This window comes from Neptunomonas japonica DSM 18939, assembly GCF_000422765.1.
GTDB lineage: Bacteria > Pseudomonadota > Gammaproteobacteria > Pseudomonadales > Balneatricaceae > Neptunomonas > Neptunomonas japonica.
Window position 1 is genome coordinate 17,425 of sequence record NZ_AUGR01000017.1, and the last position, 25,870, is coordinate 43,294.

Consider the following 25,870-nt stretch of genomic DNA (forward strand, 5'->3'; position numbering starts at 1 on the left):
GAGTGAAGTCAACATCACAGCCGTCATTGGTGAGGAAAGAATGCGCATAACTGTTGCTTTTTGCTAACAGTTATCTTGTATTGAGTTTTAATTTGTTTTAAATCAATAGCTTATAATGTTGTAGAACGGCGACTGAAGGGTTGTTTCAGTCGCCGTGATGAGAATCAGAAGTTAACCCTAGGAAGCGTCTTCTGATAATTGACCGTGGTGTACTCTTAGTCCTAAGCGTGCTTTGCTGTGTTCTAGGACAGTCAGTATTGCGGGAATAAATAAGAGAATGAGCAGCGTGCCGTAGGCTAAACCGAAAACGATAGAAGTAGCCATCGGGATAAGGAATTGAGCCTGTAGTGAGGTTTCAAAAAGAATCGGTGTTAACCCTGCAATGGTTGTTAAAGACGTGAGCAGTACTGCACGCAAGCGCTGGCAAGCGGCTTCTTCGATAGCATCTTCTACTGCCATACCGGTAGCTCTTAGCTTTTTATAAAAGGTAATCAGTACGATAGAATCATTGATAACGATGCCTGATAACCCAAAAAATCCAAATAAAGAGAGAATGGTGAGGTCAAGCCCTGTTATAAAGTGTCCGAGAATAGCGCCTGTTAACCCTAGCGGGATAGCGAGCATGACAGTGATAGGCCAGCTGTATGACGCAAATACCCACGCAAGAATGATATAGATAAGACATAAGGCAAGGAGAAGCCCTAGCTGCATATCAGCGAGTGTTTCTCTCTGGTTTTTATTTTTACCTTCAAAGCTGGCTTCGACACCATATTTACTAAGTACGCTGTCTAGTTTACCTGTTTCCAGGTCGCTAATAATGTCATTGGCATTAGCTGCTGATTCGTCCAAATCTGCCGTGACATTAATAGCGAGTTGTCCATTGATTCTCTGTAGGGTGTCTAAGCCTCGCTTAGGCGAGAACTGTACAATATTAGACAATGGTGCGCTAGAACCGTCTGGAAGAATAATGGGAAGGTATTCTAATGCACTTAAGCGATTACGCTCCGAGTTAGGAAGTACCACGCGTACCGCAACTTCATCCTGACCGTTATAAAAGGTTTGAGCTTCAATGCCATCAAATGCCGCACGTAGTTGTCTACCAACTTGTTGTAGTTTTAAACCCGAAGCTTTGCCGGTAGGTGTTAATTCATAAATCAGCTGAGACTTGCCGAACGGAAGGTCATCGTCGACATTCGATAATCCTGAGTATTGTTTGAGTACGCTTTGAACTTCGATGGATGCTTGTTTTAAGGTGCCCACGTCATTGCCCGATAGTTTGATTTCTATCGGCTTTCCTCTAGGTCCGCTAGTGGATTGGTCAATGGAGAACTTTTCAACTCCGGCAGGAATATTGATCTTCTTGCGCCACTCCTTAATAAATTCGCGGTTGGTAATGTCACGGGTGTCGGCTGGATTCATCTCTACGTATAAAGAGCCAAACTCGTCACCGCTGGTGGATGCTGAGCTGGTGCGTGTAAAATTGGCGATGCCATACTCACGAAAAGCGACTTTAATTAGGTTATTACCTAGCTCTTCTTCTGTTAGCTGAATCGTGCCATCTAAATGCGCTAAGAACTGTTTTACCTGAGAATTATTTGTACCAGCGGTGAACTGCACATTGGCTGTAAATACTTCTCGTTCGACTGACGGGAAGAATGTGAATTTGACTCTTCCTCCCATTATTAGTCCGATAGCAATAATGAAAATGCCGATTGCACTGGCTAGGGTTGTCCAACGAAAGGTAATTGCTATTCTGACAAAGCGGCGAAAGGTGTGGTCACGAAAATGATTGATACGTGCTTCGAGTGCGAGGCGAGTTTTAGATGCGTGTAAATCAGCTTTGCTGCGTAAGCTGTGGTGTAGATGTCCAGGCAGGATCAGGAAACACTCGACCAAGGAGGCTAGTATTACGCAAATGACTACCGTGGGGATATCTACAAGGATATTGCCAATGGTTCCACCGATAATCAGTAGCGGTAAAAAAGCAGCAATAGTCGTAAGGGAAGAGGCGATAACCGGTGACAGCATTCGGTGTGCTCCGCCAATCGCCGCTTGAAGGCCACTTTCACCCATCTGTAAATGCGTCAGAGTATCTTCGCCAACCACAATCGCGTCGTCGACGATAATTCCTAATGCCATGATAAGGCCAAATAAGCTGATCATGTTGATTGAACCGCCAATCATATAAAGCACAGCTAGGGTTGCCATAAAGGACACAGGAATACCCACGGTTACCCAGAAAGCCACCCGCGCATTTAGGAATAAAAATAGGATGGCGATAATGAGAACTAAACCGCCCAAGCCGTTTTTCAATAGGAGATCGATACGTGCTTGAACCTGCATCCAGCGTTCATCGTAGGTGACTAGCTCTATACCTTGGGGTAATTGCTCGCGGGCATTGCCGATCCAGTTTTCCATAATGCTAGCGGACTGCAAAGTATCATCGCTTTCGGTGCGTTTCAGTACCATTAAGATGGCTGGCTGGCCGCGGTAACTGAGTACTATTTGGCTATCTTTAGTGCGCCAGTCAATCTCTGCTATATCGCCTAAGCGCACTAACCGCCCAGTGTTATCAGAAATGATAGGGAGTTGTTTAAACCCTTCGACGTCGCGTTGCTGGCTTAAACTGCGTATCTGTCTGGAACCGTCACTTTTAGCGGCTGTTCCAGCGGGTAAGTCGACACTACGTTGGCTTATATTGGTGGCGATATCAGACAGTGACATACCTAGCGAATGAAGCTGTTCTGTCGGTACTTGAATAGCAATCTCTTCTGCTGGCATTCCTGTAAAATCGATCTTGCGGATGCCCTTGTCTAGCAACTCTCTTTCAAAACGACGTGCTAACACTCGTAATTCACTGATGGCAGCGTTTTCTGAAGTGATGAGCATTGATGCGATATTTTCATAACGAATAATACGCTGAACGACGGGCTCTTCGGCATCAGAAGGAAGGGAGCTGCGAATGTTGGCTATCTTCTGCTTTACCTCATCCAAGGTGTATTGCACGTCAGAGTTTTCGGTTAACTCGAGCCGAATTGAGGCTCGGCTTTGGCTGCTTGTAGAGTAAAGTGTGTCGATGCCATTAATTGAGCGAATTTCTTCCTCAATAGGTAAGACAATAGACCTTTCAACATCTTCGGCTGCGGCGCCACTCCAGGCAACACTGACAATGATGATGTCTAGTTCAAATGAGGGGAAGAACTGAGTATTAAGTTTTTTTACGCCCCAAACACCTGCTAGAAGCATCAAAATCATTAACAGATTGGCAGCGACTCGGTGCTCTGTAAACAGTGCTGTCAGGTTCTGTAGTGGACCGTTATAAGTACGCATGGGTTACTCCGTCGCTTTGACTGGCAAGCCAGAGATGGCGTTAGGGAGCTGGGTAATAATAAGGGAGTCGCCTGCTTGAAGCTCGCCAGGCTGAATAAGAATGAGGGGGGATCCGTTGTCATCATGCGCATCGCCCACTTTGTTGACGGTAACTGATTCCAGCTTTGCGTCACGGACACGATATACCCGGTCAGTCCCATACAGTGCCGAAGGAGGGATGGTCACTACGTTGTCAACTTCAGGTAAAAATAGCGTTAATGATAGCGTACGCCCAGGTTCTGGAATGAACTGATCGGCTGTGAATTGTAGAAGAGCATCCACCCCGGTGTTACCGTTGCTCACTGAGCTTGCTAGGTGTGACAAATTTAAAGTGATCGTTTGTTTGTCGATAACCGCCGTTGCTTTTAAGTCTTGGCTTTCTAACAGCCCTTGGCGTACCCAGGGTAAGGTTTTAGATGGGATTTGGGAGCGCAACTGTAATTGTGTAGGGTCGTAAAGCGTAATCAACGGATCTCCACTTTTTACGCGATCACCTGTGGCTGTTTTTATGCTGGATATACGCGCTTTAAAAGGTGCGGTGATTGATGTTCTTTCTAGATCGAGTAAAGCGCTATCACGTAGCGCTTTAATTTTTTCTTGTTCGGCTTTGAGTTGTGCAAGCTGAGATGGATAAGCGTTGATGGCTTGTTCACTGTTGTTTAAGGCGAGCGCTTGTTGTTGGAGGTTTTTTCTGGCGGTATCAAGCTGATCGTCCGAACCTACTTTTCGCTTACTTAGATCTTTGTAACGGGATACTGATTTACTGGCTAAGGCATAGAGCTTTTTCTCTATGCTTAATGCCTTTTTATCAGCGCTATTCTGAGTTCTAGCCGCACTTAATTTGGCATTTACACTTTGCAAATCGGCTTCGCGCTGACGTACGATCAGTTGAGTATCACGAGGGTCTAATTTAACCAGTAGATCACCTTTCTCAACTTGTTGGCCTTCTTTGCTGATAACTGACTCGACAAAAGCCGTAACTGAAGAGGATAACTGCGTCATTTGTACAGACTCTACCTGTCCATACAAAACAACTTCAGGACGAATAGTTGAAAAGCTTACCGTTTGTGTTTGGACACTCCAGCTCTTCTCTAATGCGGGGCGGGAAGGTGTTTGTGGTTTGCTAGACTTGAGCGCTAGAAAAACGCCTATGGCTACGGCCATTACCAGTAGTGGCAAAATCCACGTGAGGTGACGAGTTTTTTTTTGATGAACCGCAGTCGACATATCAACCTCAATCTAGAATCATTGGTCTTTAAAAAAGGGTTACAATAAATAATCTGTTATGTATTAGCGCTTTATGATGGAATAGTTTATCTGGTTTCGAACCGATATGGGGGTTTGTTTACGCAACTTTACAATTCTGTTAGGAATGATAAGTTACGATAGTAAATACGCTCCGATATGCTGAATGGATCAGCATGCTTCATACTTTAATTCAAAAGGAATACTTCACGTGCGCACTGAATCAGTAATGGGATTAAGTTCTTCTGGGCTTCATCGGATGGTTTATCATGAGTGGGGTAGTCAGGATAATGAGCGAGTATTGGTATGTGTTCATGGCTTGGCAAGAAACAGTCGCGACTTTGATGAAATAGCAAAAGCATTGTCACGCGAATATCGTGTCATTTGCCCTGACATTGTTGGCCGGGGAGAAAGTGATAGGTTATTAAATCCTGCTGACTACGGTATGCCGCAGTATCTGTCCGATATTATGGTGTTATTGGCACGTTTGAATATAGAAAAAGTTGATTGGCTAGGGACGTCCATGGGCGGCATTATCGGTATGTTGTTAGCGTCTATGCCTAAGTCTCCTATTAGGAAGCTGATATTAAATGATATCGGTGCGTTTGTTTCACAGGATGCATTGGAGCGAATAGGCGACTATTTAGTACCGAAGTATTTTACAACGCTTGATGAGGCGCAAGCCTTTATGCAAACAACATATTCTGGGTTGCGCAATTTAACCGATATTCAGTGGCAGAGCTTGACCAAACACGGTTTTAAGCAGGAGCCGCAAGGTTGGACGCAACATTATGATCCGGCTATTGGTGATATCACGCGATCTACTGCAAACCAAGATATAGATCTTTGGCCTGTATGGCGCGCTATACAATGCCCGCAGATGCTGATTTGGGGTGAAGACTCAGATGTATTGAGCCGAGCGACAGTCGAGCAAATGCAGCAAGAAAATTCCGCAATGTCGCTCTATAGCTTGCCCGGAATTCCACACGTACCTTCTTTAATGGAAGAAGCGCATATCCACGAAATAAGCCAATGGTTACGAATGAGTTAACAGGTACGTCATTATTAATTTTTTAGCATTAAAAGGAAACTGAATGAGCTTGTTGTCCCCTTGGCCTACCGAGCAGCTTTGCTTGTCTCATGATGAGCGCAAAGAAGCTGTTAAAGCAGTTGAGCAAGCGTTTGCTACTGCGCTTGCATCATTAAAAGTTGATATCGGCCTTAAAGAGATGTTTGAGTCCCTTTATGTGCCTTTGGGTGCATGGTTGTTGTGTCGAAAACGACAACAAAATGGGCCGTTGGTGGTGGGCATTAATGGTGCTCAAGGGGCGGGTAAGTCGACGCTGTTTAATTTAATTGAGGTCATTCTTAGTGAAGGTTTCGGGCAGAAAGTGGTCGGCTTTTCAATAGATGATCTATATAAGACACGCCATGAACGGGAGCGCTTGGCTGAAATTGTCCATCCATTACTGATTACTCGAGGTGTGCCCGGTACACATGATGTTCAGTTGGGTATCGATATTATTAAGTCTTTAAAAGAAGGCGACCCCGAAAACCCGACTAAGATCCCCGTTTTTGACAAATCGATTGATGATCGTTGCCCTACCTCAGTATGGCAAGAGTGGGTTGGCCCTGCCGATGTGATTGTCTTTGAAGGTTGGTGTGTTGGTTCTTTACCTGAGAGTGATGAAAACCTTACTCCACCGGTAAATGCACTAGAGCGGGTAGAAGACGCTAATGGTGATTGGCGCCGTTATGTAAATCGCCAGCTAGAAGAGAAGTATCAGGAATTGTTTAGCATGATTGATTCGTTGGTGATGTTGAAAGTACCCAGCATGGAAGCGGTTTATAGTTGGCGCTCCCTGCAAGAAAAGAAATTGGCTGAAAGAGTTAAATTCAACTTTGATACGCAACAGCCTGCAGATCATCTGCGTATCATGAATGAAGAAGAGATCGTGCGTTTTATCCAGCACTATGAGCGTTTAACAAGAACTATGCTAGATGAGATGCCTAAGCGTGCTGATGTGACGTTAATGCTTAATGAAAACCATAAGATTAGTGATATACAGATTAATAAGCCGATGACACTGTGTCGTTAAGTGTTGCTTAGGTAATCTAGGGTTTATGTCAATATGAAAGGAGAAGAGGTCGGATGTTAAAAAAATTATTGTTATTGTCTTTTGTGATTTTACTGACAGGTTGCCAGAGTGCCTATTACTCCGCGATGGAACAGGTCGGAGTGCATAAGCGCGAAATTTTAGTCGACCGAGTTGAAAATGCGCGTGATGCCCAAGGTGAAGCACAAGAACAGTTTAAAGATGCATTAGAGCAGTATCGCGCAGTGGTGCAGTTTGATGGCGGTAAGCTGGAAACGCTTTATGATCGATTACAAGCTGAATACGATGATAGCGTTGAAGCGGCAGATAATGTATCAGAGCGTATCAAGGGTGTTGAACAGGTAGCACAAGCGCTTTTTGAAGAGTGGGAAGATGAACTAGAGCAGTATCAAAGTGCTAATCTGCGTGCTCAGAGTGCTAAACAGCTGAAGGATACAGAAAAGCGTTATACGGCTCTTCTACGGGTAATGAAGCGTGCTGAACAACGCATGCAGCCGGTACTTTCGGCGCTCAATGATAATGTTTTATACCTTAAGCATAACTTGAATGCTCGGGCTGTTGGTGCCTTAAAAGGTGAATTTGCAGGCATTCAACAAAATATTGATCGCTTAATAAATGAAATGCAGCGCTCGATCCAAGAGTCGGATACCTTTATTCGTGCGATGGAAACACAGTAGTCTTTAGCTAGGCTGCTTGTGGTTGAGCATAGCAGCCTAGATTGGCAATAAGGTGGTTGATGCTACGCCGTGTAAAACTTTGTTGATGGTACGGTTATTCTTATCAGAAAGAATGCGTGCCATCATGTCCTGCAAAGATATCATTTTTGCTAAGAGCCGTTCCGTGCTCAGGTTGGTTTCTCCGGTCACACTATTAATACTGTTGCTAACGAGTAATAGCTCTCCGCGTGTATCACGCCGATGGTGTAACTGCCATGCAATAGATTCTAAATTCCGTGCGCAGTGATAGAGTTTTTGCTGATCTATTTCATCCAGCATAAAAAACTCGTCCTGATAATTGTATGAACCGTGAATCATGCCCGCAATACCCACCATTAGAGCAAAGACTCTATCTCCTGAGAAATCGGGGTTGAAAGCGACGGGTACAGCTGTGGTTCCATAAGGTTTTCCAAGTTCTGCAAACTGGATAATTCGCGGCATACTAAACAGCTGATAAATACGCTTGTCGACGGTCATTCCCGCTGGGGCTTTAGACAGCTCTCTGGGGTTGAGCTTGTACATCTTTACCAAGAGATCACGTGCCAGCTTACTGAGTTCTTGCAAGTGAGCGTCTGTCACCATATCGATATCTGATTTAGCTAGGTTCTTAACATTAAAAGAGCGAACTTTTCCCTGCTGGCAACCTGCTAATAAACTGATGATCATGCCGAATACTATGGCTTTTAAAACTATGGGCATTATTTAACTCCAGAATTACATCTCATCAATAACAAAAACCTCACCTGAGCTTGCTGGTTGGCTCTGAGGTGGAGAAGTGAAACTCAGCCCGCCGCCAATCATGGTTTCTAAGCTATCTGCGCGAAAGTCGATTCCGCCAAACAGTGAGAAATCGATTCTCACGCCGCTGGCATTTCTGAACTCACTATTTTTACGCACGAAAAGGGCGTATTCCGGTTTTATATTGATAAATATTTCTACGCTTTTCCCGCTCTGTGTTAGGTCAAAACCTGTGACTGAGCCGACAGGAACCTGGCGATAAAATATTGGGCTGCCCTTAAAGAGTGACCCTAGTGTGGGAGCGTGTACAATTAAGTTAAGCCCCACTTTATTCTCAAATGCAGGTGCCTTAGTGACACCTTTAAAGGAGAAGGTGGCGGGTCCTTCTCCTGATGCCGCTTCGATAAAGTTACCGGTTAGAATGCCTTCTGGATGGTCAACCCCGCTTAAGCGGATAGCAGGCTCAACGACCCAAAATAAGCTGTGCTTACGGGCTAAGAAATGACCATCACGAAATAGATTCAAATCAACCAGTAATTCATTACCATCACTGGTAACAGCTACTTTTGTCACTTTTCCTATTACTTGTCCTTTAAAGCGAAGATCGGTGTTTGGTTGGATACTTTTCCCTGCCGGGAATGTTATTTGTATACCCAGAGGTTGTTGCAGGCTAGTGGTGTGATCGGGGTAAAGCGCAAATAGGTGATTTGGCTTGATCGCTTTGCCTGTATGCTCTGTTTCGAAAGCAATACCGCCTTGCACTAAGGTTTTAATTGATTCGGAACGTATCGTTAATTGTTTTAAGGAAATATCAGCTTTAATGCCACTGGCTATCCAAAAGCGGCTGCCTTCATTTATAAGGTGATTATAGGCGGGATCAATAAAAGCATAAATAGTAACGCTGTTGCCATCTTTGTTAAGCACAGTCTGTGCTATCTCCCCTACAGGAATCTGCTTGTAGAGAATAGGGTCTCCTGCACTAAGGGCTCCCGAGCCTTCGCTATGTAAGCGGATTTTTAAAGCCTTTTGAAAGCGCTTGTCAGTTAAGGTGCCTTTCTCAGATGCTTGATGATAATCACTATAAAGCTGATACACAGAAGTGTGTTTTTTAGTTTTGCTTGTTTGGGGAGGATTAAAAAAGGCAACGCCGCCGCGCAGTAATGCTGCGGCCGACTCAGTACGCAACTCGAGACCGTCAATATTGGCGGTCAGGTCGATGCCACTGGCATTCCAAAAACGACTATTACTTTTGATCAGGTGGCTGTAGCGCTGCTCTATTGCTGCATGAATAATAACTTGTTTTCCTTCGCCATCTAGCTCGTAGTTAATAACTTCACCTACGGGCAGTTGGCGGTAAAGAACGGGCGCCCCTTTGGAAATAGAGCCAAGCTGTCCTGTACGTAACTCAATGGCTTTTCCCATACTGAGCTGGCGTTTAATGGGGGCGATTTCAAGTGCGTTATATGATCGCTTGTCAGCACCTTGACCGGCTTCTAGTTCAATGTAACTGCCACGTAGTAGCGAGCTAATATTGCCTAGGTTCTCTAAAGATATTTCGGGTTTTTGCAGCCAAAATTGTGATCCCTCTTTGAGAAGGTCTTGAGCGCGAGGGTCAATTAATAAAATACTATCGAGGTGTTTGAAATCATCTGTCAGAGTGACCTGTTTTACACGGCCAATCTGAATGCCTCGGCTCTGTACGGTTGCTCCTTCTCGAAGCTCTGTGGCTCCGGGGAATCTTAACGCGACCTCGATACCATCTTGTGCGGCTTCATAGTCATCATAGAGAGGCAGAATTTGGCTGTTGTTGGCTTCAGGGGCAGATTCATCGGGTGTTGAAAAGTGGATGCCGCCAGCAATAATAGAGGCGAGAGAACCGATCTGGATATCTATTTTTGAAAAATCTGCTTTTACTTTAATGCCACTGGCATTCCAAAAGCGTGTGTTTGCTTTAATAAGATAGGTGAAGCGAGGTTCTATATAGGTCTCTATCAGCACTTTTTTACCGTCGGTACTGAGTGCATGGCTGAGCACTTCGCCCACCTCAATATCGCGGAAATAAACCTTAGCTCCCTGATAAACAGAGCGAGCGTTATCGGCGGTTAACGTGATGTAAAGACCTCCAGAGTTTTTAATCGGCGGAGGCGGCTGATCAAGCGCTTCAAATGCACGCTTAGGCTCGCCTTCTAGGCTTGGTTGATAGCTGATGTAGCTCCCAGAAAGTAATGTTTCTAGACCTCGAACCCCAGAGAGAGAGACTTGCGGTTCTACTAGCCAAAATTGTGCATTGTCGGTGAGTGTTTTCTCAGTTTGTGGCACCATCTCAATCAGCGCTTTAATACGCCTAAGGTCATCATCAATCTTTAATTCTTTGACTACTCCCGCTGGCAACCCGCGATAAAACACTTTAGTTTTTTTGGCTTCAAGTCCCGCCGCAGAGTTAAAAATAACTTCAATTAAAACACCTTTATTATCATAGTTTTTGTAAACCAGCCAGCCAGCAATAATGGCGGCCAGCAGTGGTAAAAACCAGATAGCAGAAGGCAAATGGCGGCGGGTAATAATAGGGTCATGATCGCTCATGGAAAGACCTCAAGTTGTTCCAGGTGTTTGTCCCATATTAAGCGGGTATCAAAACAGTTGGCGGCTAACATAGTAAAAATAACGGCGGCGGCAAAGGCGGTTGCGCCAGTGTTGCCTGTGACGCTGGCAAGGTTTCCCAGCTGAACAATAGCAGCAAGGATGGCGACAACAAAGATATCAAGCATAGACCAACGACCGATCCACTCGACAAAATGATACATCAGCATTTTTTGACGCACATTGGTAGTCCAGCCTAGTTGCACTGTCAGCAGAAGGATGATCAAACCGATCACTTTCATGACAGGAATAATAATGGATGCTGTCAGTACAACCAGTGCAATGCCTAACATGTCGTGCTCAAGAAGCTGTAAAACACCTTGCATAATTGTGGCAGGATCTCCTTTTCCTAATGATTTAAAAGTCATTATAGGCAGTAAGTTAGCAGGGATCAGCATGATCATTGATGCAAGCAGCAAAGCCCATGTGTAAGCAACTGAGTGTCGTTTACGACGGTGGATATGGGTGCCACAACGGGGGCAAGGCTGCCCATCTTGTTTTATTGATGCGGGTTTTTCGCAGCGATGGCAAATAATAATGCCGCGCGTTAGTGCTGAGTGTTGCATTAACGCCTCTCCAGTTGTTCTATGCGTCGCCAAAAGCGATGGCGATCAAGTTGTGTGGACGTAAGTAAGGTCACAATAATAAGCCCAGCTAAACTATATAAACCGATACCTGGAGTGACATCGGCAACATCAACGAGTTTCACAATAGAAACCAGAATGCCCAGCATATAGATTTCTAACATTCCCCAACTATCCAGCTGCTGGTAGCTACGCATTGCCCACGAAAGTAACGGCGCTGGCTTATGGAATAAAAGGCAGCCGCTTAAATAGGCCATGAGCAAAAGTTTCATTAGAGGGACAACAATTGCTGACATTAAGACGAGAGCTGAAACAGCAAACAGGTGACTATCGTAAAGTGCCGTAACCGACATGAATATGGTTTCTGATTGAGAAAGGCCCAGTGTCGTGAGTGTCAGAATAGGAAATAAGTTGGCAGGAAAAAATAAGATTAAGCCAGCAAGGGCAAGCGCGAGTGTCCATTCAATAGAGTGACGTTTGCTGGAAACGATTAAAGACTGGCAGCGAGGACAATGTGCTTCGTGTCGATTGGGTATGGCACGACGGTTCATTAATAGATCACATTCTGGGCATACCCAAAATTTACCCGGTTGTGTCGATGCTAAATCCCTGTCTGTCATAAGCCTCTAAAGATCTGTTTTATCAAAGCGCAGTATGCCAGAAAGGGCCATGTTATGGCTATCGACACAAAACCGCATCAGGACAGATGTATGGGGTGCAGGTTTTCGTTATAGTAGGCCGCTTATATAGGAGATTAAAGATGTCAGATAATGCGGGTGATGTTACCCATTTACGTCGTGAGTATGTGTCTTCGGGGATTACTCGCGACACTATCGACTCCGACCCGTTCGTACAGTTTACTGAGTGGTTTGATATAGCTTGTAAGATTCGCCCTGATGATGCATCTTCTATGACTCTGGCAACTGCAAATAAGCAGGGAATGCCATCGGCAAGAATTGTATTGTTGAAGCATTTCGACGTTGAGGGTTTTGCGTGGTATACCGATTATCAAAGTCAGAAAGGCTGTGAGCTTGAAGAAAACCCACAAGCTGAAATTATGTTTTATTGGTACGGGCTAGAAAGGCAAATTCGTATTCAGGGGCGTGTTGAAAAGCTAACCCCAGAGCAAGCAGATAACTACTTTCATCAACGCCCTATAGGGAGTCAGCTGAGCGCGGCTGCCTCACAGCAAAGCCAGCCGATACCCTCACGTGAAGAGTTAGAGAAACGTGTAGAGCAGTTGCAATCCCAATATAAAAATCAAGAAGTGCCTTGCCCTGAACGTTGGGGCGGTTATCGTTTAATTCCTACCAAGTTTGAGTTTTGGCAGGGGCGGGAAAGCCGTTTGCATGATCGCTTCACTTACTCGTTAGATGAAGATTCGTGGGAAATTAAGAGGTTGCAGCCATGATAGACAGTGACATGATAGTTGTTGAAACAAAATCTGAATGTGATGCCGCCATTATTTGGATGCATGGGTTGGGGGCTGATGGTTCTGATTTTCCTCCAACTATTCCTTATCTTAAGCTGCCAGAAGAACTCGCCGTTCGTTTTATGTTCCCTAATGCGAAGGAGCAGGCTGTCACCATTAATGGTGGTTTTGTGATGCGCTCTTGGTACGATATTTTAAGTATGGGTAATGGTCGCGAGATTAATGAAGCGCAGCTAGACGTTTCGGTTGAGCGCATATCTGTTCTGATAACTGAACAAATTAAATCCGGTATAGCACCTGAAAGAATTCTGTTGGTAGGTTTTTCACAAGGCGGCGCTGTCGCTTATGAGACCGGTTTGAGTTATGTGGCAAAACTTGGTGGCATTGCTGCTATGTCAACGTACCTGCCGCGCCCTATTGCAGATACAAATACTGAAGCAGAGACAACGATGCCGATTTTGTCTATTCATGGAACGCAGGATGATGTCGTTCCGTTAACCTTGGGCGAAAACGCGGTTATGCAGTTACAAATGAAAGGTTACAGTCCAGAGTGGCAAACATTTCCGATGGCTCATGAAGTATCAATAGAGTCGCTGGCTGTTTTAGGGCGCTGGATAAGTGAACGATTAAGTAAATAGAGGGTTTTTTAATGCAAATAACTGATAATGCTGTGGTCTGTTTTCATTACGCATTGATCAATGATCAGGGCGAAGTATTAGATGGCTCTAAGGGAGGGGAGCCTATTCCTTACCTGCACGGGTGCCATAATATTGTGCCAGGTTTGGAAAAAGCGATGGCTGGTCGGTCTGTTAACGATCATTTTCGTGTATCACTAACGCCACTAGAAGCTTATGGCGAAATAGATGAAGAAAAAATCTACGACGTTGAGCGAGCACTGTTTGCCGATATGTCAGAACTGGCCGTCGGGTTGATGTGCCATATGACCAATGAATCAGGCGAAGATGAAGTTGTCAGCGTTATTGAAATCGAGGACGACGTCGTTACTGTAGATGCTAATCACCCATACGCTGGTGAAAGCCTTACATTTGATGTCGAAGTCGTATCAATACGAGAAGCAACGGCACAAGAAATTCAAGCCGGCCAGGCTAATCCTGTGTAATAGCCTCGATTCACCACGGCGTTTGCTGTCTCAAGCGCCGTTAGACTTTTTCCCGCCACTCCAGTTCTCCGATATGTACATTTAACCACTCGAAGCCAATTTTTCTAGCGACAGCCGCTGCGCCGTCCAAACTCTTGAACTCCCTTTCTTTCTTGCTGCGCTGCAGATCCAACGTAATGACATTGTTGTCTTTTGCGATGAATTTAAGTGTCCATCCTCGTGACATGGCAATGGGTGTTGCCTGACAAGACTCAAACACGCCGGCATTAAAAAGAAGCTTTATTTCTTTCTCTTGCATTGTCTTATTCTCTTAATGATTAGTCTTTAATAACTTATGATAAGTATAAAATAAATATTGATTTATCGCAAATAAATGCCAATAAAAATTCCTATCTAACTCTTTGTTTTTAAAAGAATTTTAATAAATATTTCGAGAAAGTTTTATATATGAAGTGTTTTCGTTTAAGTATTTGATTATAAAGAGTTTTTAAGTATGGTTTTTTTGTGATTTTTTATAAAAATATTATCAAAACAAGTAATCTAAATTTATATTCGATTTACCATTTTCTATTTTTGATTGCTTGAATCATATCCATAAAATTCGCTGTAAAAATAGCGGGGTATCACTGATTGAGGAGTGTTGGAAGAGTTCTTTATTAAGATAAAACAAAGGTTTTAACAATAAATGCCGATGAACCTCTCTGCAGGGCAGTATTTAGGCTATCTTGTAATTAGTTTGCTAAGGAGATTTTCCACTATGGTTTTGCCTGAACACCTGACCATCACTGAAATTGCGCAGTGGAAAGAGAAGTTTCTCTCTCAAACCAGAGAGTCTTCTGTTTTGAATATCGATACATCTACTCTTAAGAAGATTGACTCGACGGGTATTCAGTTATTGTTTGCTGTGAAGCAAGCACTGCAAGCAAAGGAAGGTGATATACATTGGTCGGGCAATTCAGTTGTTTTATCAAAAAGCGCTCAATGGTTAGGTATGAGTGATGCCTTAGGTATTGCTTGGTAGATTTTTTGGAGATGGTAAATGACAACAATTTTGGTTGTTGATGACTCAGTATCGTTACGCAGCATGGTGACCTTTACATTAACAAAACGAGGCTATGACGTTGTTGAGGCTGAAAATGGAGAAGATGCCTTATATAAAGCCAAACATACTGCATGCGATTTGGTTTTAACTGACGTCAATATGCCAAGAATGGATGGTATTACTCTGTGCACTGAATTACGTAAATTAGAATCGTTTAAATTTACACCAATCTTAATTCTAACCACTGAAAACTCTCAGGAAATGAAGCATAAAGGTAAAGCGGCAGGTGCTACGGGTTGGTTGGTAAAGCCGTTTAATCCCGATACTTTGCTGTCCACTTTAAAACGTGTCGTGCGGTAATCTCATATGAGCATTGATCTATCCCAGTTTGTTCCGGTTTTTCTTGAGGAGAGCTTTGAAGGGCTCGAAGTCATGGAGTCAGGCCTTTTAAATCTTGAGGAAGATGATGCTGAAGCCATCAATGCTATTTTTCGCGCCGCGCACTCAATTAAAGGAGGAGCCGGCACATTCGGTTTCTCTAACATTACCGATTTTACCCATGTGGTTGAAACACTTATGGATGAGCTGCGCGCAGGGCGTAGGTCATGCAGTGACTCGTTAAAAAGTGTCTTATTATCATCTGTCGATTGCATACGTTTATTACTTGAAGCGGCAAGAGACGGAACTTCATGTGACGACCCTCAAATTAAGCAAGTACATCAGCAATTAGAAGCAGAGTTATCTTTTGATAATAAAGATAAGGTTGCAATTGTTGATAATGAGTTTGAGAAAATTGAGATCTCTTCTTCTCCAGTTGCAGTTAAGGAGACACAAGGTTGGGTGATTGATTTTGCTCCTGCTCCTCATCTACTGATGACAGGAAATGAGCCTATTTTATTGATTTCTGCACTAGCGGATCTAGGACAACTAGTTACGTATGCAGCCACAGATCAGGTGCCTAGTTTAGATGAGTTAAATCCTGAGGAGTTATTCCTACATTGGAAAATAGATCTCTATAGTGATTGTAGCGAACTTGCTGTACGTGAGGTTTTTGAATGGGTAGAGGGTGACTGCTCACTATCCGTTTTGCCTTTGCAGACGTTGGCAGATGAGGTTTCTGAAGAGAGTGTTCCAAATGATTCAGTATCTGACGAGATAGCTTTTGATAAAGTAGCGGAGAAGTCTTCGACTGCTTTAGTTTTGAATAACGAAAGTGTAGAGCAACCTACTATCAGGTCTGAAACAGCAAGCTCTAAAAATAATGACGACTCTAGTGCGGCTCCAGCGCAAAACACAAGAAAAATCCAGGCCGACCAAGGCTCTATTCGCGTCGGTATTGATAAGATTGATGGGCTGATTAATAGAGTTGGTGAGCTAGTAATTACACAGTCTATGTTAGGACAGGTTGGTTTAGAAATGTCTGACTGTGATCACCCTGGGGTTGAGCGTTTAAATGACGGTTTAGTTCAGTTAGAAAGAAATACTCGTGACCTTCAAGAAGAGGTAATGAGAATTAGAATGCTACCTATAAGTTTTGTGTTTAACCGCTTCCCAAGGATGGTGCATGACATCAGCAGCAAGTTGGGAAAAGTGGTCGAGCTGACTCTATCTGGAGAGCAGACCGAGCTGGATAAAACCGTGATGGAAAAAATAGGAGATCCATTATTACATTTAATACGCAATGCTTTAGATCATGGTTTGGAAACACCGCAAGAGCGTATTGCTACTGGAAAAGCTGAGAGTGGGACGATTCACCTAAGTGCTTCTCATCAAGGTGGCTTTATTATTATCCAAATTAAGGATGATGGACGAGGGTTAGATACCAATAAAATACAAGAAAAAGCCTTGTCCAGTGGCCTCATTACTACAGACCAAGTACTCAGTGATTCTGATATCCATGACTTAATATTTGTGCCTGGTTTTTCCACTGTAGCAGAAGTTAATGACCTTTCTGGCAGAGGCGTTGGTATGGATGTAGTACGCCGGAATATTGAGGCCTTAGGTGGGTATGTTGCGGTGGTATCTGAAGCAGGAGAAGGTTCTACTTTTACTGTTAGTTTACCGTTGACGCTCGCTATTCTTGATGGTCAGTTAATAAAAACGCAGCACGAGATTTATATCATACCGTTGCTCTCTATTATCGAGTCTATTTGGGTCTCAACTGAGTCTCTTAATGCTGTTGCAGGTCGAGGGCGTTTGTTTTTATTTAGAGATGAGTACATTCCAGTTATTAACCTCAGCGATGTTTTTTGCCTTAGTGAAACGACTAAAAGTTTTACTAATAGTTTAATGGTGATTGTTGAAGGTGGCGGTAAAAGGGCTGGCTTAATTGTAGATGAGCTGCAAGGTCAGCAGCAGGTAGTAATAAAAAGCTTAGAGACAAATTATAAGCGAGTAGAAGGTTTTTCCGGCGCAACGATTTTAGGCACAGGACAAGTGGCTTTGATTCTTGATGTGGCAGGTGTCATAAAAATGGGGTTGGATTCATCAACAAAGCAGTATCCACATGCAATAAATAAGGATGACGGATACCTATTGGCAAAGGTGGATATATGACAGAAGCAGTAGAACCCTTACTTCTGGAAACTCGCCAATTTTTGACTTTTATTTTAGCTGATGAAGAGTATGGGGTAGATATTTTGCGTGTACAGGAGATTCGAGGATGGGTTCCTGTGACGCGGATTCCTAATTCACCTGGTTACATGAAAGGGGTGCTTAATTTACGCGGAGAAATCATACCAATTATCGATTTACGTATGCGCTTTGGTTTACAAAGTCGAGAGTATGGAGCCACGACAGTGGTGATTGTTGTCTGGATTAATGGCCCTGAAAGTGAACATTGCATGGGAATTGTCGTCGATGCTGTAGCCGACACCTATGACGTATCTAGTGATGACATACAGCCCGCGCCTTTGATAAGAAATGGCATCGATCCAAAGTTCTTTGAAGCGCTGGCTACAATGAACGAAAAAATGGTAGTCCTATTGGATTTAGACTATTTGATGAACTCGGATGAGCAAAGCTGTGTTGATCTGGACCGATTGCAATAGTGGATTAATTTGAATATTTATCAAGCAGGCATTGGTCAAGTGACAGCTCTGTTTGAGGAGAAAGTTAAATGAAAGTTAACATGCCAGTGACTGATCACGAAAGACACGTAATCCCAGGGCAGGAGTTGGTGACTCAAACTGATCTTAAGGGGCGGATAACTTATGTAAACCCGGCTTTTATTCAGGTTAGCGGTTTTAGCGAAGAGGAGTTGGTCGGGCAGAACCATAATGTGGTCCGCCACCCCGATATGCCTAAGGAAGCGTTTGAAGATTTGTGGTCAACATTAAAGCTTGGCCGGCCTTGGTGCAAAATGGTAAAAAATCGCTGTAATAATGGTGATTTTTATTGGGTGAAAGCGAATGTAACACCCGTATATAAAAAAGGACAAATTGTCGGTTATATGTCAGTGCGTACAGCTCCCACTGATGCTGAAAGACAGTCTGCTGATATTTTTTATACAAAGTTACGTAATAAAGAAGCGCGGTTATCTGACCCTACTAAAATTCCCACACAAATACTTGATAAAAAGTTATTTAACTGGGCAGCAATAGCTTTAATAGTAATGCTGTTAATTGCTGGTGGGCTATATAGTTCTGGGCATACTTCACTTATTGCGCTTGGTCCATTTGCAGCTTTTCTTATTATGCTTTTTGGAGCAGTAAGTTGTATCAGGACTTATGTGAAGCAACCATTATCTGAAACTATTGCCACTCTTAAACGAGTCAGTGAAGGGGATTATCATACCGATATAGAAGTAGAGCAAGAAGGAGAAATTGGTAGTCTTAACCGTGCTGCGAAATCATTAGCCATTAAGCTTGGTTTTGAAATAAATGAATCTCGTTTAGAAGCGCTTCGCTCAAGTCGAATCACACAAGCGCTCGATAGTGTCTCATCAAATGTGATGATGGCAGATCCTACGGGGCGAATTATTTATGTGAACGATGCCATTCTTAACATGTTTAATATTGCTCAAAATGACATTTGCACTGACTTACCAAAGTTTGATTATAAACTTTTACTGGGAAGCAATATCGATGAGTTTCATGCGGATCCTACTCACCAGAAAAGATTACTAGAAGCGTTAAAGTCATCATTTGAAAGTCGAATTAGTGTGGGAGGGCGTACGTTTATTTTATTGGCTAACCCAGTCTTTTCTCCTGATAAAGAGCGTTTAGGCACAGTAGTTGAGTGGAAAGATTTAACAGAGCAACTGCAAGCAGAAAAAGCAATAGAGCGATTGATTCAAGATGCATCTAGCGGCAATTTGAGCCAGCGCTTAGACGATTCGGCTTATGAAGGTTTTATGAAAAATGTAGCTTCTGGTGTTAATGAAATGCTGGATGCTGTTGTTGAGCCTGTACAAGAAGCTAAGCGTGTACTGCTTGCTTTGGCTGATGGTGACTTAACACAGAATATGCAAGGTAACTTCTCCGGTGAATATGAAGAACTAAATGATGCACTGAATATTTCGATGAATAAGTTACAAGATATGGTGAGTGAGATCCGCTCAGCTGGCGCTAATATTACTACGGGTGCGTCTGAAATTGCTCATGGCAATGCAACACTGAGTCAGCGAACTGAGAGTCAGGCTACAAGCTTGCAGGAAACCGCAGCGAGTATGGAGCAGATGACTGTTACCGTGAAGCAAAATGCTGTAAATGCGCAAGAGGCGAGCCGATTAGCAGAACAAGCAAAAGTGCTAGCGGATGACGGTAGTACGATATCCGTGAAAGTTGTTAGCTCCATGGGCGATATCAGTAAGAGCTCTAAAAAGATTGCAGAAATTATCAGCGTTATCGATGAAATTGCTTTCCAGACTAATTTACTAGCACTTAATGCCGCAGTAGAAGCTGCAAGGGCGGGAGAGCAAGGCCGAGGATTCGCAGTGGTAGCTGCTGAGGTTCGCAATCTTGCTCAGCGAAGTGCTAGTGCAGCAAAAGAAATTAAACACCTGATTAGTGATAGCGTAGAAAAAGTTGAAGAAGGTAGTCACTATGTTGATGAGTCGGGGCGTGCACTAAATGAAATAATGCAGGGGGTCTTGAAGGTATCTTCTATTATTCATGCAATTGCAGAAGCGAGCCGAGAACAAGCCAATGGTATTGAGCAAGTTAACTTAGCTGTCACGGCTATGGATGAAGGAACACAACAAAATGCTGCGCTTGTCGAAGAGGTTGCCGCTGCTTCTGAGTCGATGGATGAGCAAGCCCAGCAGCTGCAACATCTTGTAAATGTATTCAAGGTGAGTATTGTTACACCCTCAAATGTTACTCACTTACCAACAATCAATATTAAAAATCAGGGGTGGAAAACAAAGCATTTGCATTCGGAAGAAGCTGTACGGATTCCTGCTACAGGCTCATATAAAAGTGAAACCATTATTATGAAGGAAACACCTGACGATACTGAGTGGGAAGAATTCTAATGGGTTCTATCGTTTGATTCATAAGGACATTGAAAAAATGGCTGTGATTGACATGGACGTACCACCTGAACGGGAATTTGTTTTTACTGACAAAGATTTTGAAACCATACGAAGTCAGCTATATAAACATGCCGGCATTTCCTTGTCTGATTATAAAAAAGATATGGTTTATAACCGCCTAGTGCGGCGTATTAGAGTGTTATCACTGGATAGCTTTAGCGCTTATTTTTCTTACTTAGCAAGCAATGTAGGAGAGTTTTCACTTTTTATAAATGCATTGACGACTAACTTGACTGCGTTTTTTAGAGAGAGTCATCATTTTGAATTTCTAAAAGAGGTAGTGATACCTGATGTGGCAGCCAGTGGTTCGCAGCGAGTTCGAATCTGGTCAGCAGGCTGCTCTATGGGAGAAGAGCCTTATAGTTTAGCGATGGCCCTCGGAACGAGCGATATTGATTTACGCGAATGGGATATTAAAATATTAGCGACAGATATTGATTCTGATGTGCTGAAAATTGCTCAAGCAGGTATGTATGGAGCAGATCGCATCGATGCTATGCCTCAGGTATTTCAAACGCGTTTCTTTAGAAAAGGGCGAGGGCAGTATTCAGGCATGGTTAAAATTGTAGATGAGCTTAGGGCTATGATTACATTCAAAGAGCTGAATTTAATGCACTCCTGGCCGATGAAAGGGCCCTTAGATGTAATTTTTTGTCGTAACGTTATGATCTATTTTGACAAAAAAACACAAAAGCTACTTTTAAACCGCCTGGCTGATTTATTAAAACCCGGTGGGTTTCTTTTTGTAGGGCATTCAGAATCACCCTTTCGGTTAACAGATCGGTTTAAATTGATCGGTAATACGATTTATCAAAAGGTCTATTGATATGATCGGAAATTGCTTGGAGTCGCCACAGCGAGTATTGCCGGGCTTTGAAAATTCCAATCGATACTGGCTGGAGTCACGAGGTTGTTTCGCCGTGAAAATCAAACCAGGTGAGTACTATGTTACCCAAAGTAATGAAGCCATTACTACTATTCTCGGTTCGTGTGTTGCTGCCTGTGTTAGAGACCCTGTTACTGGTGTTGGCGGAATGAACCATTTTATTTTGCCCTTCGCAGAAAGTAAACGAGCAACAGATTGGGCTGATTCTTCACGATATGGTGCCTATGCCATGGAGACCTTGATTAATGCCGTTATGAAATTTGGTGGTGTTAAGGAACGTTTGGAGATAAAGATTACAGGTGGTGGTCGCATGGTCCAAGGCATGAGTGATATCGGTAAGCAAAATATTAGATTTGTTACTCAATACTTACGAGAGGAAGGGTTCGATATGTTGTCAGCGGATGTTGGTGGTGATCAGCCGCGTAATGTTGTGTATTTGCCTCAGCAAGGGCGTATGTTAGTAAAAAAATTAGCCACTTTACACAATGAGAAATTATTGAAAGCAGAAAGTAACTTTAAAAACAGGTTGGCAGCTGAGCCAATAGGCGGCGATGTTGAGTTGTTTTGAGCGAGAAAAAGGAGGAGTACGTGGAACGTATTAAGGTCTTAATTATTGATGACTCCACCCTGATATGCCATGTGATAACAGAGATTATATCTGCGGATAGCGCTTTTGAGGTTGTGGGTGCAGCTCATGACCCTTATGAAGCGCGGGAAATGATAAAAGAGCTTAAACCCGATGTGCTTACGCTTGATATTGAAATGCCCAAAATGGACGGCATTACCTTTTTACGCAATTTAATGAGATTACATCCTTTACCGGTCATCATGTTATCAACCTTTACAGCCAAAGGAACTGATGAAACGTTGACGGCATTGGCCATCGGTGCGATTGATTATATGCCAAAGCCATTAACAGGTGCTCAAGGCATGGCGATAAGTGATTTTGCTGAAGAGCTAAAAGAAAAGATAAAAGCGGCGGCTAGTTTAAAAAATAAAATTGTAATGCGCCTTCCTCCCGCACAGCGTCCACAATCACCATCTATACTGAAATCACTGAACTTAGAAAGCAGCATAGGGCAAAAAATCATTGCTATAGGGGCATCGACGGGAGGAACGGAAGCATTACAGGAAGTACTCTCTGTTTTGCCTAAGGATATTCCTCCCATTGTTATAGCTCAGCATATATCTGCTTCATTTAGTGCTCGTTTGGCAAAACGTATCGACGAAAAAAGTACTATCTCTGTAATAGAAGCGACTGATGGTTTGACGTTAGAACAAGGTGTTGCTTATTTTGCGCCAGGAGGGTGCCACCTTAAGGTCGAGCGCAGCGGCACAATATTAAAATGCAGAGTAGAAGATAGTGCTCTGGTAAACCGCCATAAACCTTCAGTTGGTGTGCTGTTTGATTCACTGATTGCAGCAAATGTAGAGACAGCTATCGCTGTTTTATTAACTGGTATGGGTAATGATGGTGCGGAAGCGATGCTTCGCTTAAAGAGAGAAGGTGCTTATACAGTTGCTCAAGATGAAGAGAGTAGTTTGATATGGGGTATGCCTGGTTCAGCTGTTAAATTGGGAGCTGTGGTAGATGTATTACCATTAGAAAAAATATCTCAAGCGTTGGTGGGTAGATTTAAAACACAATAAATATAGTAGTGCTAAAAATGGATGTGAGTGATGCATAAGAATACAGGGCTAGTTGTTTTAGTTACTTCATTATTAGTACTCATTGCCGCCGAAATTATGGCTATTCCTAGTGTTCGCTGGGCTGCTGAAGTGGGTTTGTTTTCTGGGGTTTTTCTGGTGGGGTTGCCGTTTATTAAAGGTACTAAATTACCTTCTGATGATACTGTTCAGCAAGCATCAGCTGTACTGGAAAAAGAGATTGTAGCTCCAGTCTTTGATGAAATAGAGCAAATAATAGCTCATGAAACGTTGACTATTAAACAGGAAGTGACACGTATTGGTGGACTAATTAAAGAGGCTGTTCAGGTATTAGGCGTCAGTTTTAAAACCGTCAATATGCTCTCTAGTCAACAAAGAGAGCTTTCAAGTGAGCTCTTGAATAAAGTCAATAATGGAGTTAAAGCTGCTGATGTTTATAACTCTGTTAACGAACATACCCAGATGATAGATGCTTTAGGAGAGCAACTCGACGGTGCGATTAATCATGCTGTTAGATCGTTACAGTTTGAGGACTTATCTTCACAGGCGTTAGCTGCGTTAGGTCAGAATATTCATTTATTGAATCAAGTCGCGGAACAGCTGAAGTTAATATCATTTCAGGATGCTGCGCAAACACAAACACAGATGCATAACTTATTGCGCAGTTGCCGTGCAATAAGGCTACAGCAATCGATAGTTGTTAAGCGTCCTGTTACCCAAGTTGGGATGCATGCGGGGGAAGTTGAAATTTTTTAAGGAAAGAACCCAGCGATGCTATCTTAGCCAAGTGCGCGGTGAATGTTGAATATGTATGGCGCGACTCGAAGAGTATTTTAATATATTGATTTAGATCAATTTTTAGCGTTTAACGCAAAGCTGCTTTATATAAAATACTGATAAATATCAATTGGATAAAATTAGTAATGATAGCTCTGAGCACAAAGGTTGAGCTATATCAATTTTTTCTAATGTGTTCGCGTGTAACCTATCTCTAATGATAAAGAATTCTCTATGAGGTGATGGTTATGTTTGGTATTGATCCCTATGTTATGGAAACTCTTATACCCAGTTTGGTGGGGGTAGCTGCAATGGCAGGTGCAATGATATGGGGTTTCATAAAAATTCGTCATCTGATGAACGATGACCAATCTGGAAAATAGTTTGAGTCTTCTAAAAAAACCCGCCTTTGCGGGTTTTTTTGTTTTATCTTCACACCTTTTCAACTCTTCTTATTCAAAGCATTAGGTATAATACTGCTTATAGTAAACATGTATGAGAATTAAGTTTAAGCCTGAAATATCTCATAGTGAAAATTTACCTTTTTTCTTGTCATCAATAGGGAGTTATTAGAGGGTGTAACTAGTGGCAGATTATCAAATACAACCACTGTTATCAGAACACAAGTTAGCGCTTTCCCAATTCTATAAGCGCAATCAATACAAAGGTAAGGTCAAAGGCTCTGATAGGGTTTGGGTTATTGTCCAAGCGGGTAATCAGGTCGTGGGTGCAGCGCGTTTTTGTCAGCAAGCGGGTTGTACGGTGTTACGAGGTGTTTTGATTGAAAGAGAGTTACGTACCCAGGGTTTAGGGCATCAGTTACTACAGTATTTACATTGTGAAGGTGAACTCAACGGCTGTTATTGTTTCCCCTATCTTCACCTAGAAGTGTTTTATGCTACGCATGGCTTCAAGCGCGTAGAGCCTATTCCCATTTTGTTACAGCCAATTTTAGAGCGTTATAATCGGAAAAATGAGCAAGTGCTCTTAATGGTTAAACAAGCATAACTAAGTAAGGGCTGTGATTCGAGACACTGCTATTTTAGGTGCAGTTATTTAGGTTTAGGTGAAAAACGTACTTGCTCTGTATTTAGGGAGAATTCAACAGTGACCGGCGACAGTGTTGTTTTATCAGCTTCACTTGCGGTATCACGCTCAGTATATTCGATAGCAATGAGTCGGCCTTGGTTGTCAGGCTCGATGCTAACAATGTTTACCCTATCCCCAATAAAAATACTATCGATATGATTGATCGTATGTCGTTTGGTATCTTGTGAAAACAGTCCCAAATAAAAAAATACACCAGACCCTTGGTTTGAAACACTAAAAGGGGCTGCGAATATTATCTGATTGTCTTTAATGTCTGCATTAATAGTTCTGATTGTATCGAAATTAAGAGAAATGTTACCGCGTTCTTCACCAATAGAATATTGGCCTGTGGCCCAGCGTTGCATCTCCTGTTTTTTAATCTCGTTTAACGGCACAGCAATTGGTGCACTATCTTGCTCTGGGAGGAATACTATAAAGTCTTGCAAAGTGCGGATGCTGAACAATGACAGCATGACTTTTGAGTAGCCTTTTTTTTCTGCTTCGCGCATCAACTTATCGTATTGCACTACTTCACCATCCGCTAACTCAATATAAATATCTGCATTGGTGTAACTGAATTGATAAATGCCCATAATTATTACGATAGTAGGCAGGATGATTAGGGATGATAGGGTTATCCAAAAGCGTTTTTTAAAAGCCATTGTGTCCTCCGTAGCTATATGTTGATGCACGCGATAGTTAATTTCTAGCCGCTTTGCGTCACACGTATTTGTGCTTTCAACTTTCATTATGATCAGAATGTACCAAGTTATATAGGCTGGAAACAAGTAAAAGCCTGATCTATATAGAGTAATTTGTTGTTAATATTGCATAAAAAGATGAAAGTGCTAAAAGGTATATGTCGTACTTGTTGCGCATTTTTTATTTATTGTTCGAAAAGCACCCAGTTG

The 25,870-nt window shown here is 42.8% G+C and carries 25 protein-coding genes; 17 read left to right on the forward strand and 8 right to left on the reverse strand.

Features of this window, described 5'->3' with window-relative positions:
• Positions 1-177: 177 nt before the first annotated feature.
• On the reverse strand, positions 178-3,330 hold the full coding sequence (locus G511_RS0111945) for an efflux RND transporter permease subunit (protein ID WP_051221967.1): 3,153 nt from the start codon (positions 3,328-3,330) through the stop codon (positions 178-180).
• Between the two features lie 3 nt (positions 3,331-3,333).
• The gene (locus tag G511_RS0111950; protein ID WP_051221969.1) at positions 3,334-4,596 is read right to left on the reverse strand and encodes an efflux RND transporter periplasmic adaptor subunit; all 1,263 of its coding nucleotides are present in this window, start codon (positions 4,594-4,596) and stop codon (positions 3,334-3,336) included.
• 229 nt (positions 4,597-4,825) lie between these two features.
• Between G511_RS0111950 and G511_RS0111955 the strand changes: the two genes are divergently transcribed.
• Genes G511_RS0111955 through G511_RS0111965 form a run of 3 tightly spaced genes read left to right on the forward strand, consistent with a single transcriptional unit; the run spans position 4,826 to position 7,408 of the window.
• Positions 4,826-5,665, forward strand: coding sequence for an alpha/beta fold hydrolase (locus G511_RS0111955; RefSeq protein WP_028469830.1), 840 nt, complete (start codon positions 4,826-4,828; stop codon positions 5,663-5,665).
• 43 nt (positions 5,666-5,708) lie between these two features.
• A complete protein-coding gene (locus G511_RS0111960; protein ID WP_028469831.1) occupies positions 5,709-6,713 on the forward strand; it encodes a hypothetical protein in 1,005 nt (334 codons plus the stop codon).
• A 53-nt stretch (positions 6,714-6,766) separates the two neighbouring features.
• Entirely contained in the window at positions 6,767-7,408 is a 642-nt protein-coding gene (locus tag G511_RS0111965; RefSeq protein ID WP_028469832.1) for a DUF2959 domain-containing protein, read from the forward strand.
• A 36-nt stretch (positions 7,409-7,444) separates the two neighbouring features.
• Here G511_RS0111965 and G511_RS0111970 read toward each other — a convergent pair whose 3' ends face one another.
• From G511_RS0111970 to G511_RS22735, 4 genes are read right to left on the reverse strand one after another with little or no spacing between them, the layout of a single operon-like run.
• Positions 7,445-8,146, reverse strand: coding sequence for a hypothetical protein (locus G511_RS0111970; RefSeq protein ID WP_245574000.1), 702 nt, complete (start codon positions 8,144-8,146; stop codon positions 7,445-7,447).
• A 15-nt stretch (positions 8,147-8,161) separates the two neighbouring features.
• A complete protein-coding gene (locus G511_RS0111975; protein ID WP_028469834.1) occupies positions 8,162-10,768 on the reverse strand; it encodes a PqiB family protein in 2,607 nt (868 codons plus the stop codon).
• A complete protein-coding gene (locus G511_RS0111980) occupies positions 10,765-11,391 on the reverse strand; it encodes a paraquat-inducible protein A (protein ID WP_028469835.1) in 627 nt (208 codons plus the stop codon). The genes G511_RS0111975 and G511_RS0111980 overlap by 4 nt, the downstream gene beginning before the upstream one ends.
• On the reverse strand, positions 11,391-12,029 hold the full coding sequence (locus tag G511_RS22735; protein WP_051221971.1) for a paraquat-inducible protein A: 639 nt from the start codon (positions 12,027-12,029) through the stop codon (positions 11,391-11,393). The genes G511_RS0111980 and G511_RS22735 overlap by 1 nt, the downstream gene beginning before the upstream one ends.
• Before the next feature lie 140 nt (positions 12,030-12,169).
• On the opposite strand from G511_RS22735, the gene pdxH reads away from it, so the two are divergent.
• Genes pdxH through G511_RS0112000 form a run of 3 tightly spaced genes read left to right on the forward strand, consistent with a single transcriptional unit; the run spans position 12,170 to position 13,961 of the window.
• The gene (gene pdxH, locus G511_RS0111990; RefSeq protein ID WP_028469836.1) at positions 12,170-12,820 is read left to right on the forward strand and encodes a pyridoxamine 5'-phosphate oxidase; all 651 of its coding nucleotides are present in this window, start codon (positions 12,170-12,172) and stop codon (positions 12,818-12,820) included.
• The gene (locus G511_RS0111995) at positions 12,817-13,479 is read left to right on the forward strand and encodes an alpha/beta hydrolase (protein WP_028469837.1); all 663 of its coding nucleotides are present in this window, start codon (positions 12,817-12,819) and stop codon (positions 13,477-13,479) included. Before pdxH ends, G511_RS0111995 begins: the two co-directional genes overlap by 4 nt.
• Positions 13,480-13,490: 11 nt before the next feature.
• The gene (locus tag G511_RS0112000; RefSeq protein ID WP_028469838.1) at positions 13,491-13,961 is read left to right on the forward strand and encodes an FKBP-type peptidyl-prolyl cis-trans isomerase; all 471 of its coding nucleotides are present in this window, start codon (positions 13,491-13,493) and stop codon (positions 13,959-13,961) included.
• Positions 13,962-14,001: 40 nt separating this feature from the next.
• Here the strand turns inward: G511_RS0112000 and G511_RS0112005 are convergent, their stop codons facing one another.
• Positions 14,002-14,259, reverse strand: coding sequence for a hypothetical protein (locus G511_RS0112005; RefSeq protein WP_028469839.1), 258 nt, complete (start codon positions 14,257-14,259; stop codon positions 14,002-14,004).
• Between the two features lie 459 nt (positions 14,260-14,718).
• On the opposite strand from G511_RS0112005, the gene G511_RS22740 reads away from it, so the two are divergent.
• From G511_RS22740 to G511_RS23880, 11 genes are all read left to right on the forward strand, one after another.
• Entirely contained in the window at positions 14,719-14,982 is a 264-nt protein-coding gene (locus G511_RS22740) for an STAS domain-containing protein (protein WP_036551962.1), read from the forward strand.
• Between the two features lie 18 nt (positions 14,983-15,000).
• Positions 15,001-15,363: a response regulator gene (locus G511_RS0112015; RefSeq protein ID WP_028469840.1), complete on the forward strand. Its 363-nt coding sequence runs from the start codon at positions 15,001-15,003 to the stop codon at positions 15,361-15,363.
• Positions 15,364-15,369: 6 nt separating this feature from the next.
• Positions 15,370-17,559 carry a chemotaxis protein CheA gene (locus tag G511_RS0112020; protein WP_028469841.1) on the forward strand — a complete coding sequence of 730 codons (2,190 nt, stop codon included), beginning with the start codon at positions 15,370-15,372 and terminating at the stop codon, positions 17,557-17,559.
• Positions 17,556-18,053 (forward strand): chemotaxis protein CheW, encoded by a 498-nt coding sequence (locus tag G511_RS0112025; RefSeq protein WP_028469842.1) that lies wholly within the window; start codon positions 17,556-17,558, stop codon positions 18,051-18,053. Before G511_RS0112020 ends, G511_RS0112025 begins: the two co-directional genes overlap by 4 nt.
• A 68-nt stretch (positions 18,054-18,121) precedes the next feature.
• Entirely contained in the window at positions 18,122-20,479 is a 2,358-nt protein-coding gene (locus tag G511_RS0112030; RefSeq protein ID WP_028469843.1) for a methyl-accepting chemotaxis protein, read from the forward strand.
• 37 nt (positions 20,480-20,516) lie between these two features.
• Entirely contained in the window at positions 20,517-21,365 is an 849-nt protein-coding gene (locus G511_RS0112035) for a CheR family methyltransferase (RefSeq protein WP_051221973.1), read from the forward strand.
• 1 nt (position 21,366) lies between these two features.
• Positions 21,367-21,993: a chemoreceptor glutamine deamidase CheD gene (gene cheD, locus G511_RS0112040; protein ID WP_051221975.1), complete on the forward strand. Its 627-nt coding sequence runs from the start codon at positions 21,367-21,369 to the stop codon at positions 21,991-21,993.
• 20 nt (positions 21,994-22,013) lie between these two features.
• Positions 22,014-23,075 (forward strand): protein-glutamate methylesterase/protein-glutamine glutaminase, encoded by a 1,062-nt coding sequence (locus G511_RS0112045; protein ID WP_028469846.1) that lies wholly within the window; start codon positions 22,014-22,016, stop codon positions 23,073-23,075.
• Positions 23,076-23,105: 30 nt separating this feature from the next.
• Positions 23,106-23,849 (forward strand): hypothetical protein, encoded by a 744-nt coding sequence (locus G511_RS0112050; protein WP_028469847.1) that lies wholly within the window; start codon positions 23,106-23,108, stop codon positions 23,847-23,849.
• Between the two features lie 269 nt (positions 23,850-24,118).
• Positions 24,119-24,253, forward strand: coding sequence for a hypothetical protein (locus G511_RS24840; RefSeq protein ID WP_281170419.1), 135 nt, complete (start codon positions 24,119-24,121; stop codon positions 24,251-24,253).
• A gap of 202 nt (positions 24,254-24,455) precedes the next feature.
• Positions 24,456-24,878 (forward strand): GNAT family N-acetyltransferase, encoded by a 423-nt coding sequence (locus G511_RS23880; protein ID WP_051221977.1) that lies wholly within the window; start codon positions 24,456-24,458, stop codon positions 24,876-24,878.
• Between the two features lie 44 nt (positions 24,879-24,922).
• Here the strand turns inward: G511_RS23880 and G511_RS0112065 are convergent, their stop codons facing one another.
• Positions 24,923-25,621, reverse strand: a complete 699-nt coding sequence (locus G511_RS0112065) for a hypothetical protein (RefSeq protein WP_028469848.1) — start codon at positions 25,619-25,621, stop codon at positions 24,923-24,925.
• Positions 25,622-25,870 lie beyond the last annotated feature (249 nt).

Bases quoted from the DNA above. Each gene is read 5' to 3' on its own strand.
- G511_RS0111945 (WP_051221967.1), bottom strand. From the start codon at position 3,330: ATGCGTACTTATAACGGTCCACTACAGAACCTGACAGCACTGTTTACA.
- G511_RS0111950 (WP_051221969.1), bottom strand. From the start codon at position 4,596: ATGTCGACTGCGGTTCATCAAAAAAAAACTCGTCACCTCACGTGGATT.
- G511_RS0111960 (WP_028469831.1), top strand. From the start codon at position 5,709: ATGAGCTTGTTGTCCCCTTGGCCTACCGAGCAGCTTTGCTTGTCTCAT.
- G511_RS0111965 (WP_028469832.1), top strand. From the start codon at position 6,767: ATGTTAAAAAAATTATTGTTATTGTCTTTTGTGATTTTACTGACAGGT.
- G511_RS0111970 (WP_245574000.1), bottom strand. From the start codon at position 8,146: ATGCCCATAGTTTTAAAAGCCATAGTATTCGGCATGATCATCAGTTTA.
- G511_RS0111975 (WP_028469834.1), bottom strand. From the start codon at position 10,768: ATGAGCGATCATGACCCTATTATTACCCGCCGCCATTTGCCTTCTGCT.
- G511_RS0111980 (WP_028469835.1), bottom strand. From the start codon at position 11,391: ATGCAACACTCAGCACTAACGCGCGGCATTATTATTTGCCATCGCTGC.
- G511_RS22735 (WP_051221971.1), bottom strand. From the start codon at position 12,029: ATGACAGACAGGGATTTAGCATCGACACAACCGGGTAAATTTTGGGTA.
- pdxH (WP_028469836.1), top strand. From the start codon at position 12,170: ATGTCAGATAATGCGGGTGATGTTACCCATTTACGTCGTGAGTATGTG.
- G511_RS0111995 (WP_028469837.1), top strand. From the start codon at position 12,817: ATGATAGACAGTGACATGATAGTTGTTGAAACAAAATCTGAATGTGAT.
- G511_RS0112000 (WP_028469838.1), top strand. From the start codon at position 13,491: ATGCAAATAACTGATAATGCTGTGGTCTGTTTTCATTACGCATTGATC.
- G511_RS0112005 (WP_028469839.1), bottom strand. From the start codon at position 14,259: ATGCAAGAGAAAGAAATAAAGCTTCTTTTTAATGCCGGCGTGTTTGAG.
- G511_RS22740 (WP_036551962.1), top strand. From the start codon at position 14,719: ATGGTTTTGCCTGAACACCTGACCATCACTGAAATTGCGCAGTGGAAA.
- G511_RS0112015 (WP_028469840.1), top strand. From the start codon at position 15,001: ATGACAACAATTTTGGTTGTTGATGACTCAGTATCGTTACGCAGCATG.
- G511_RS0112020 (WP_028469841.1), top strand. From the start codon at position 15,370: ATGAGCATTGATCTATCCCAGTTTGTTCCGGTTTTTCTTGAGGAGAGC.
- G511_RS0112025 (WP_028469842.1), top strand. From the start codon at position 17,556: ATGACAGAAGCAGTAGAACCCTTACTTCTGGAAACTCGCCAATTTTTG.
- G511_RS0112030 (WP_028469843.1), top strand. From the start codon at position 18,122: ATGAAAGTTAACATGCCAGTGACTGATCACGAAAGACACGTAATCCCA.
- G511_RS0112035 (WP_051221973.1), top strand. From the start codon at position 20,517: ATGGCTGTGATTGACATGGACGTACCACCTGAACGGGAATTTGTTTTT.
- cheD (WP_051221975.1), top strand. From the start codon at position 21,367: ATGATCGGAAATTGCTTGGAGTCGCCACAGCGAGTATTGCCGGGCTTT.
- G511_RS0112050 (WP_028469847.1), top strand. From the start codon at position 23,106: ATGCATAAGAATACAGGGCTAGTTGTTTTAGTTACTTCATTATTAGTA.
- G511_RS24840 (WP_281170419.1), top strand. From the start codon at position 24,119: ATGTTTGGTATTGATCCCTATGTTATGGAAACTCTTATACCCAGTTTG.
- G511_RS0112065 (WP_028469848.1), bottom strand. From the start codon at position 25,621: ATGGCTTTTAAAAAACGCTTTTGGATAACCCTATCATCCCTAATCATC.